Below are 9,159 nucleotides of genomic sequence, written 5' to 3'. Positions count from 1 at the left end.
CAGATGGAAAATTGAATAATTCCACAGAGAAATTAAGCAATTAACAGGTCTAAAGTTTTGGATTGGGTCCTCTGGGTAAAATTCAAAAAAATCATATTGCTTGTGCGATGTTGGTGTGGAATTTTTTCAAGAGATTAGCTGTGAAAATAGGAAAAACTATTGATCAAGTTAACCATGAATTGTGATCAGATTATCATTTTCTTTGTGGGTTTAATACCCCACCGTCAACGGGGGTGTTCAAAATTACTTGGGGGAGGGAATCCCCATGTAATTTTCCTCCAGTATAGCTGTCTCCAGTATAGCTGTCTCCTTCTTCAACTGGTCTCAGAATTGAAATATCCTTCAATTAAAATGAAACTTGTTTAACTTGAATAGCTGAAGTTTTTTTGAATTAAGACTGAAGCGATCGCACACAACTATAGTGAAGATAGCCAAAATTATTATGCACTATATATAGTGTCTTTGCGTAAGTCCTGTTTATTTTATAACTGTTCAACCGGACATGATATTACACCAACAGACATAATATTAATCAGTGATCGCTGATTGTATTCCGGTCTCTCACGGCCAGTTTTGCTGGCAATTTTCCAGACCAGTTAACATATATTGGCATGAATGTCAAAATAAATTTTGTCGTATTAACACTCTTGATCGACTTCTGTAAAATTAGCTATACTGGCGAAGAATAAAATTTTAAGGAAACACAAGGAAACAACTGAATGGTTGCAACACCCGTCCAAATTAAACACGAAGTTAAAGACCAGTCCCTAGCTCCTCTAGGAAAACAAAGAATTGAGTGGGCAGGTAGAGAAATGCCTGTTCTACGTCAGATTCAAGAACGCTTTGCCAAAGAAAAGCCATTAAGCGGAATTAAATTAGCAGCTTGCTGTCACGTTACAACTGAAACTGCTCATTTAGCGATCGCTCTCAAAAATGCTGGTGCTGATGCTGTATTAATTGCTAGTAACCCTTTATCTACTCAAGATGATGTAGCTGCTAGTCTCGTAGTAGATTATGGTATTTCTGTGTTTGCCATGAAAGGAGAGGATGCAGAAACTTATCTGCGTCACGTTGAAATTGCTTTAGACCACAGACCTAATATTATTATTGATGATGGTAGCGACGTAGTAGCAACCATGGTCAAAGAGAGACAAAGTCAACTTACTGACCTCATTGGTACTACAGAAGAAACTACTACAGGTATTGTTCGTCTAAAAGCAATGTTCAATGATGGGGTGTTGACTTTCCCTGCTATGAACGTTAACGATGCGGACACCAAACATTTCTTTGATAACCGTTACGGTACAGGTCAATCTACTTTAGATGGTATCATCCGTGCTACTAATGTTTTATTAGCTGGTAAAAATACTGTAGTTGTAGGTTATGGTTGGTGCGGTAAAGGTGCAGCTCTCCGTGCTAGAGGTCTGGGTGCAAATGTAATTGTAACTGAAATCGATCCAGTTCGCGCTATTGAAGCAGTAATGGATGGTTTCCGCGTTATGCCAATGGAAGAAGCTGCTCCTCAAGGGGATCTATTTATTACTGTTACTGGTAATAAGCACGTTATTCGTGGCGAACATTTCGATATGATGAAGGATGGAGCGATCGTTTGTAACTCCGGTCACTTTGATATTGAAATTGACTTGGAAACTTTGGGTCAAAAAGCTGATGAAGTGAAGACAGTTCGACCTTTCACTCAACAGTATAAACTCAAGAATGGTAAGTCTGTAATTGTATTAGGTGAAGGACGATTAATTAACTTAGCTGCTGCTGAAGGTCATCCTAGTGCAGTTATGGATATGAGTTTTGCTAACCAAGCATTAGCTTGTGAATATTTAGTTACAAATAAAGGTAAATTAGAACCAGGTTTACACTCTATTCCTGTAGAAGTTGATAAAGAAATTGCTCGTTTGAAATTACAAGCAATGGGTATTGGTATTGATACTTTGACTCCAGAACAAATCGAGTATATGAATTCCTGGACTGTTGGTACCTAATTGATTTTTTAAGGAATAAGAATCTAGTTTAATCTAATTTACTATTCCTTTGTGATTTTTAGTTTTATTTTGCTTGAAATAACCCCGGTAGAATCTTGGTAAAAGATCCATAATTTTATCTGGGTTTTTTATATTTGTAGAATGCTATTTTCTATATTAGAAGCTTGTAATATCATGTCCGGTTAAATAGTTATAAATAATAAGGGAGGAGTCATTTCAGTTATTAGTTATCAGTTATCAGTACCTCCTACTGTTTGCGCAGCATTCCGCAGGAAAGCAGGAGGCTTGAGATACGGAGTTCTCTTTTTTTCATCCCATTAAAAGGGCAGGCTTGAGACCTTATTTTTTGGTCAGAACTCAGGACTCAGAACTCAGGAGGGAAGAAAGAATAAAGAGGAGGAAAAGGAGAAAGTTTTTTTGATCACTAATTATCCGGAGACGATATAATTAGTGATAAATAATAAGGGAGGAGTTAGAACTAAGGAGGGAAGAAAAGAGAATTTTAAGGTATAATATCAAATCAGTTTAATTCGGTATAAAAAAATGTTCCATCCTCAGCGCCATTGCCAAATCTTTCTTGAGATCCCCATCTTCCCACACTACCCACACTCTTTATTTAATTACACCAATACTATCGAATTTGATATAAGAAGGAGAAAGTTTTTTGATCTCTAATTATCCGAACATGATATAAGTCAATCTCTTATGGTTACTATCAAATCTTCTAATCATATATTCCTTGAAGGTTTTGTACTTTTAACTTAGTTCCATATTTAACTTTAAATAATATAAATTCGTGGCCAAATTATCTGTAGAATTACAACGATATTTTTTTGACGAAAAATGTGCTTCTAAAGTTACTTTGGGAGACATTATTGATTTAGCAGGAGAGAGAATTTTTGGCTTTTTATTCGTAATTTTGTCTCTACCTTCTGCTTTGCCTGTACCTGCTCCTGGTTATTCAATTCCATTTGGAATTTTATTACTTTTATTGGCAGTTCAACTAATAGTTGGTTCTAAAACTCCGTGGTTGCCTAAGAGTTGGTTAAATCATTCAATCTCTCTGGATAAAATACAAGGAATTTTGAAGTCTGGCATTCCTTGGTTACAGAAAATTGAGTTGATTTCTCGTCCTCGATTGAGTTATATTTGTACGAGTTTTGTTGGTAGAATTGTCATTGGTTGCGCGATCGCTGTGATGGCTATTTCGATGATGATTCCAATTCCGGGTACTAATACTGTACCGGCGATCGGGATTTTTGTTACTGGTTTTGGTTTGTTGGATGATGATGGTGTTATTAGTTTAGGTGGGTTGGTGCTTTGTGCAATGGGTGCGACTTTAAGTGGTCTAATTCTGCGTTTTGGTTATGAAGGTGTCAAGGGTGGAATTGAATTACTTAAAAATTCTTTGACTGGAGGTTAGGAAATTCAGTTCTCAGTTATCAGTACCTCCGGCTAAATTAGAAGGCTTGACAGCTTATTTCATAATTAGTGCGGGCATCTTGCCCGCGAATATTATACCTGATATACCTGACTGATATGCAAAAATTCGCTGTTCGCTGTACCTTTGAAATAGATGAAAAAATTTTTTAGCAAGGGGTTGATTTTAAATAAATTTGTGCTATTATTTGTATAATGGAAAAGGTGCGATCATATAGAATCTATGTCCAGTAGCATATCCAGTAGCATAATTATTACCTCATTGTACACCTAAGCACCTAATTTATAATTTCCATTGAAATATAGTATTTTAATTCAATGGTCTGAAAAGGATAAAACCTATATTGCTAGTTTACCTGAATGGGGGAAGTATGCTCAAACTCACGGTGAATCTTATGAGCAAGCGCTAGAAAATGCGAAGGAAGTTTTGGAAGACTTAGTATCTGCTTATGAAGAAATGGGAAAACCCTCAGGGGGAGACAAGCACCTCAAAACTATTGCCCCACAATAGCTTCAAGGATTATACCTCTGTATAAAATCTGGATTTTTCCTCAATATTGAAGAAGGAGACAGGAGACAGCTATACTGGAGACAGGAGGAAAATTACATGGGGATAGTCAACGAAGGGCCGCTCCGCGTCTACGCTCCCCCAAGTAATTTTGAACACCCCCGTTGACGGTGGGGTATTAAACCCACAAAGAAAATGATAATGATCATCATTTTTAGAGAAGGGGTTGGCACGTTGAGCTTACCAATCCCTTCTCCCCCAATTCAAGTTGATTTTTATCTCAATTGTTGATGGTAGCCATCACTCACATTTTATGGTAGAAAAAGTCGATCCACTTACATAAATAGACCGACCAAATGCAATTTTTATCAGTGATACTCAAGTCCAAACTTTAAAAATTTTAGTTTGGTGATTAACGGTATAGAAAACTGTCAAAATAGAAAGGCATTTCTGGTTGTTTTCCTTTACCAATCACATATGAAAGTTGTCGAAAACATATACAAAGATTTTTAACATTATTTTCTTTGAGCCTTCCATTGTTTTGGTTTCCGATGATCATGATGATTATTAGTCGAGAATTTGTTGATGGTAGTCAATTAATTTTAACTATAGATAGAAGACAATGGAAAAATCATCATATCTTCGTGATGGCCACTATCTACAAAAAAAGAGCATTAGCTATTTACTGGCAAGTTTTGCTCCAAAAAGGCTCTACTAATTTAGCGGAGCAAAAGGCACTTATTCAACCAGTTTTACGGTGATTAAAAAAATATAAACTGGTGGTTATTGGACACCGGGAATTTTGCCAACGCAAAGCTCCGCGTAGAGTTATATCACTGGCTAAAAGTTAGAGCTAGAACTCCAAAAATTAATTTGATCTTCCGACAAAAAACAAGATACTACCTATAGAAAAAAAGGGAGGCATCATTAGCTTTCGCTGTTTTCGATGACGTTCTCCATCTTGTACAATTAATAAGTTTTCTCCAAGTTGAGGTTTGAATATTTCATTAGGAGCAGCTGGAGCATCAAGAATTTTGTTTTTAGGATTAAATAACTCTTGAATATCCTGGGGATGACTGACAACTAAAGTCTCTAAATTGCCAAAGGAATTGGTAAAAAAAGTTCTCCATAATTTTGGGCACAATTATCCAAAAACTCTAATAGTTTTAGGGTTGATTGGATTTGTTGGATAAATTTAGGAGTTTTAAGTTTATCAATTTGTTTTATTGTTATACTGCTTCATCAAACTGATACAAAACGTCACAAGAGGAGCTAATTCTTAAACAGGTACTAGCTGATTTTGATAACGCTTTCCCTTAACCACCATCCGAACCCCATCTGCTGGAGCCATCAACAAACCACGACGCACTGCTTTAACAGGCTTTTCATCTGCTAATGCCAACTCCCAACTAGATAGTATCGTTGCTAATACCAATTTCATCTCAAACAAGGCAAAAGCTTGACCAATACAGCGACGGTTGCCTCCACCAAAAGGCAAATATTCATAAGGGGAAAATTGACGTTCTAGAAAACGCTCTGGTTTAAACTGCTTCGGTTGAGGATATAAGTCTTCCCGATGATGAGTTAAATAAATACAGGGGCTCAGAAAAGTTCCTGGTTGAAACTGATAACCCATAATTTCTAGGGGTGACTTCACCTGTCGTTGAAGTGCTAATATCGCTACTGGATAAATTCGCAGAGTTTCTTTGCACACAGCATCCAAATAGGGCAATTTTAAAATTTCCATCGGATCTGGTTTATCTCCGAGTGCATCAAGTTCTTGCAGCAGTTTATCTCGAATTTCTGGTTGACGGTGAATCCAGTAAAATGCCCATGCTAAAGCTGTTGCAGTAGTTTCGTGACCAGCTACTAACAGAGTAATTAACTCATCGCGCAATTCTAAATCTGTCATAGGTTGTCCCTCTTCATCCCGCGCTGCCATCATCAAAGACAAAATATCGGTGCGAGATGCATCGGGATTTTCCCTACGTTCAGCAATTTCAGCATAGATTAGTTTATCAATGTCTCGCTCATTCTGCATCAAACGCCCCCAAGGACTTAAGGGTCCCCAATCTTTTTGTAGTGCAGGGAAAAATAATAAGATGGATCTGAAGATAGATTCTCTTCCCTCAAATCTAGTAGTTAACAATTGGTCCATTTCTTGTAAGCGTTGACCTTCTTCTAAACCAAATACAGCTTTTAAAATTACTTGAAATGAGATTCTTTGAGTAGAGGAGCGAATGGAAAAAGTTTTGTTTGTTATCCATTGAGACGTGACTTGCTGAATGATTTCACGAATTAGCTCGCCGTAAGCTAGCATCCTTTGGCCATGAAATGGTGGTGTTAAAAGTTTCCGTTGTCGTCTGTGGCGATCGCCTGAAAGTGCTATCAGAGATTGTTCTCCTAAAAAAATCAACCTTCTCCCATTTCCGCCAGCATCTAATTTTTCTGGATCGGTGGCAAAAATTTCTTGAATTCCTTGGGGATTACTTATGATTACCATTGACTGTTTACTATCACCTAATAAAACAGGAAGGGTAAAGATATCACCATATTGTCTAGCATTGTTTTCCAGGAATTCCAAGGGTTTGACTATTCTTTGCAGTTTATTCAGGAATGACAGATTTTTTGGGCCTTTAGGCAGTTGGGATGTGACCATTTTTTTTTCTGAGTTTGATTGCTACTCTACTAATATACTCTATCTATATTAGGACTTACCCATAGATACTATATTGACTGAGAGCGAATACGATTTGCGTTCCACAAAGCTCCGCTTTACATGTTGCGGAGCAAAACGCCCCTACATATGGTGTTTTCAAGGTTATTCTGCGTAAGTCCTGTATAAATTAGGACTTACGCACCTGCAACGTATTGTCGTCCTAAGCGACCGATAGGGTTTGCAAAGTATTCCGGAACAGAAAGCAATCTCAAACCCTAGTTTTTTGTACCTCATGCGTAAGTCCTGTATATCTGTATTTACGATCGCATTTTTACTACATTCATTAGACTTCCCCGGAAAAGATGGATTAGAGGGAAATAATTTATGATTTATCTACGATAAGTAGGTAGGTGAAAAAATTTATAAGTACGTCATTGCGAGTGGAGCGGAGCGGAAGGAAGCAATTCTCTTGGGTTTTAACTGCTTTAACATTTCGTTATATAGTGATGTTTATTCACGCCTACCTACTTAATTGATTTGATTTTTTATTATTGGAGATGTTTATTATGTAGCTTCTAGCAAAGCCAGATTCTTAACTCCAAAATACACTAGATTGGGACTTATATCATGTTCGGACGGGTCAGTTATAATAAAATTTAAGGACTCCGGGTATCGACAGTACCAAACAAATACTTAAATTATCAATACCCCCAATACGAATATTTGTTCTTTTTCTCCAATATTTCCTCCTGACTCCTGACTCCTGAGTCATGAGGACTCACAACAGTCATTTATAAGTATTCAACCGTTAGCGTAGCTCCCCTGGAGGGGGAACATGATATTACGCAAATACGCTATATATTACCTTGGAATAAATAGGATAAACTATCAGGAAAAGTTATCAAATCTGACAAAAGCTTCCCTTACAAATTTTTAACTCTATAGATGTACTAATTTGTCTAGATTAACCGTAAATCTTTTCAGATTTGCCCACCCGACATTTTTGATATTCTCTTACTGTATAATCAAGATAATTATACTTAAATATTATCAAAATTATGCTAGAGATACTTCACAATTTATCATCAGATAAAAAATCAAAATAAAATTTCCTAGATAATTGATATAAATCATCGCACAAATATCAAAAATTTTAACTCCCTCATGTCTGCTAAAGTCAAACTTACTATTATCCAAGGAAGTATGCTCGGCAAAGAATTTATCTTTGAAGAACGAACTACCTGTATTATCGGTCGTCATCGAGACTGTAGACCCAGACTACCTAGTGATGAACAACATCGTACAATTTCTCGTTATCATTGTCTACTTGATATTAATCCTCCAGATATACGAGTGCGTGATTTTGCTAGTAAAAATGGTACTTATGTTAATGGTAAAAAAATTGGGCAGCGTCAATCTGAGCATCTCTCTGAAACAACAACAAAAAATAATTTCCCTGAATATGAATTAAAATCAGGAGACCAAATTCAATTGGGAAATACTATTTTTCAGGTTAGTCTTGAAGAAGAAACAGAGATGCCTCCAGAAATGCTTGAAAAACCAAAAACTTGGCAAGCAAAAACAGTTGAATTATCAACTTTACCACCAAGTTTAGGAGATTCTACTATAATTACAATTCCTGGTTATACGGCACTTAATTTATTAGGAAAAGGTGGATGTGGAGAAGTTTATTTAGCGAGAAATAATCATACTCAAGAGTTAATAGCTTTAAAGACAATGTTGCCAGAAATCACAAATAATCCTAATGCTATAAATCGTTTTTTAAGAGAAATAGAAAATACTAAAGCTTTAAATCATCCGAATGTTGTGCAATTGAAAGATTATGATTATAGCGATCGCCTATTTTTTTTTACTTTAGAATATTGTAATGGTGGTAGTATTTGGAATTTGATGCAGAGTCATGGTTATCGGTTATCTGTTGATGTGGCAGTGCCAATTATTTTACAAGCTTTAGATGGTTTAGAATATGCCCATAATGCAGAAATTCCTTATGTAAAAAAGGCAGATGGTAGTTTGAGTATTGGGCGAGGTTTGGTTCACCGGGATATTAAACCAGCTAATATTTTTCTGAGTAATGTAGATAATTCAACAGTAGTAAAAATAGCAGATTATGGGTTAGCAAAAGCTTTTGATTTAGCAGGTTTAAGTGGGCAGACAATTACAGGAAATAAAGGTGGTACTTTTCCATTTATGCCCAGACAACAAATGATTGATTTTAAATATGTAAAACCGGAAGTAGATGTTTGGGCAATGGCAGCAACTTTATACAATATGTTAACTGGTGTATATCCTCGTGATTTTGTTGGTAAAGACCCAATTTTAACTGTATTGCAAACTAAACCTGTGCCAATTAGACAAAGAAATCTTTCTATTCCTAGATCTTTAGCAGAGGTAATTGATTTAGCATTAATTGATGAACCAGAAATTTATTTTAAAACAGCTAAAGAATTTAAACAGGCATTATTAACTAGCTATCAGCATTTTCCGTAACGGAATGCTCCGCAAACAGCAGTCAGCTTTCAGGACGCTAAAAG

General features: G+C 36.3%; 8 protein-coding genes. 5 read left to right on the top strand and 3 right to left on the bottom strand.

Going from position 1 to position 9,159, the window contains the following annotated elements; genetic code table 11:
* Positions 1–193: 193 nt before the first annotated feature.
* Entirely contained in the window at positions 194–346 is a 153-nt protein-coding gene (locus F6K18_RS30875) for a hypothetical protein (protein ID WP_287526633.1), read from the bottom strand.
* A gap of 373 nt (positions 347–719) precedes the next feature.
* Between F6K18_RS30875 and ahcY the strand changes: the two genes are divergently transcribed.
* From ahcY to F6K18_RS30855, 4 genes are all read left to right on the top strand, one after another.
* Positions 720–1,997 carry an adenosylhomocysteinase gene (gene ahcY, locus F6K18_RS30870; protein ID WP_287526632.1) on the top strand — a complete coding sequence of 426 codons (1,278 nt, stop codon included), beginning with the start codon at positions 720–722 and terminating at the stop codon, positions 1,995–1,997.
* Between the two features lie 796 nt (positions 1,998–2,793).
* Positions 2,794–3,420, top strand: coding sequence for an exopolysaccharide biosynthesis protein (locus tag F6K18_RS30865; protein ID WP_287526630.1), 627 nt, complete (start codon positions 2,794–2,796; stop codon positions 3,418–3,420).
* Positions 3,421–3,732: 312 nt separating this feature from the next.
* Positions 3,733–3,948, top strand: coding sequence for a type II toxin-antitoxin system HicB family antitoxin (locus tag F6K18_RS30860; protein WP_287526627.1), 216 nt, complete (start codon positions 3,733–3,735; stop codon positions 3,946–3,948).
* A gap of 554 nt (positions 3,949–4,502) precedes the next feature.
* Positions 4,503–4,706: a hypothetical protein gene (locus tag F6K18_RS30855; RefSeq protein WP_287526625.1), complete on the top strand. Its 204-nt coding sequence runs from the start codon at positions 4,503–4,505 to the stop codon at positions 4,704–4,706.
* 107 nt (positions 4,707–4,813) lie between these two features.
* Here the strand turns inward: F6K18_RS30855 and F6K18_RS30850 are convergent, their stop codons facing one another.
* Together F6K18_RS30850 and F6K18_RS30845 are read right to left on the bottom strand one after the other, a co-directional pair.
* A complete protein-coding gene (locus F6K18_RS30850) occupies positions 4,814–5,089 on the bottom strand; it encodes a cytochrome P450 (protein ID WP_124142826.1) in 276 nt (91 codons plus the stop codon).
* A gap of 135 nt (positions 5,090–5,224) precedes the next feature.
* Positions 5,225–6,604, bottom strand: a complete 1,380-nt coding sequence (locus F6K18_RS30845) for a cytochrome P450 (protein WP_287526622.1) — start codon at positions 6,602–6,604, stop codon at positions 5,225–5,227.
* A 1,164-nt stretch (positions 6,605–7,768) separates the two neighbouring features.
* Between F6K18_RS30845 and F6K18_RS30840 the strand changes: the two genes are divergently transcribed.
* A complete protein-coding gene (locus F6K18_RS30840) occupies positions 7,769–9,115 on the top strand; it encodes a protein kinase (protein WP_287526620.1) in 1,347 nt (448 codons plus the stop codon).
* The last annotated feature ends 44 nt before the right edge of the window (positions 9,116–9,159 follow it).

It is taken from the genome of Okeania sp. SIO2C2, assembly GCF_010692625.1.
In the GTDB taxonomy this organism is placed as follows: Bacteria; Cyanobacteriota; Cyanobacteriia; order Cyanobacteriales; family Microcoleaceae; genus Okeania; species Okeania hirsuta.
This window is presented reverse-complemented; position numbering and strand designations above follow the sequence as displayed.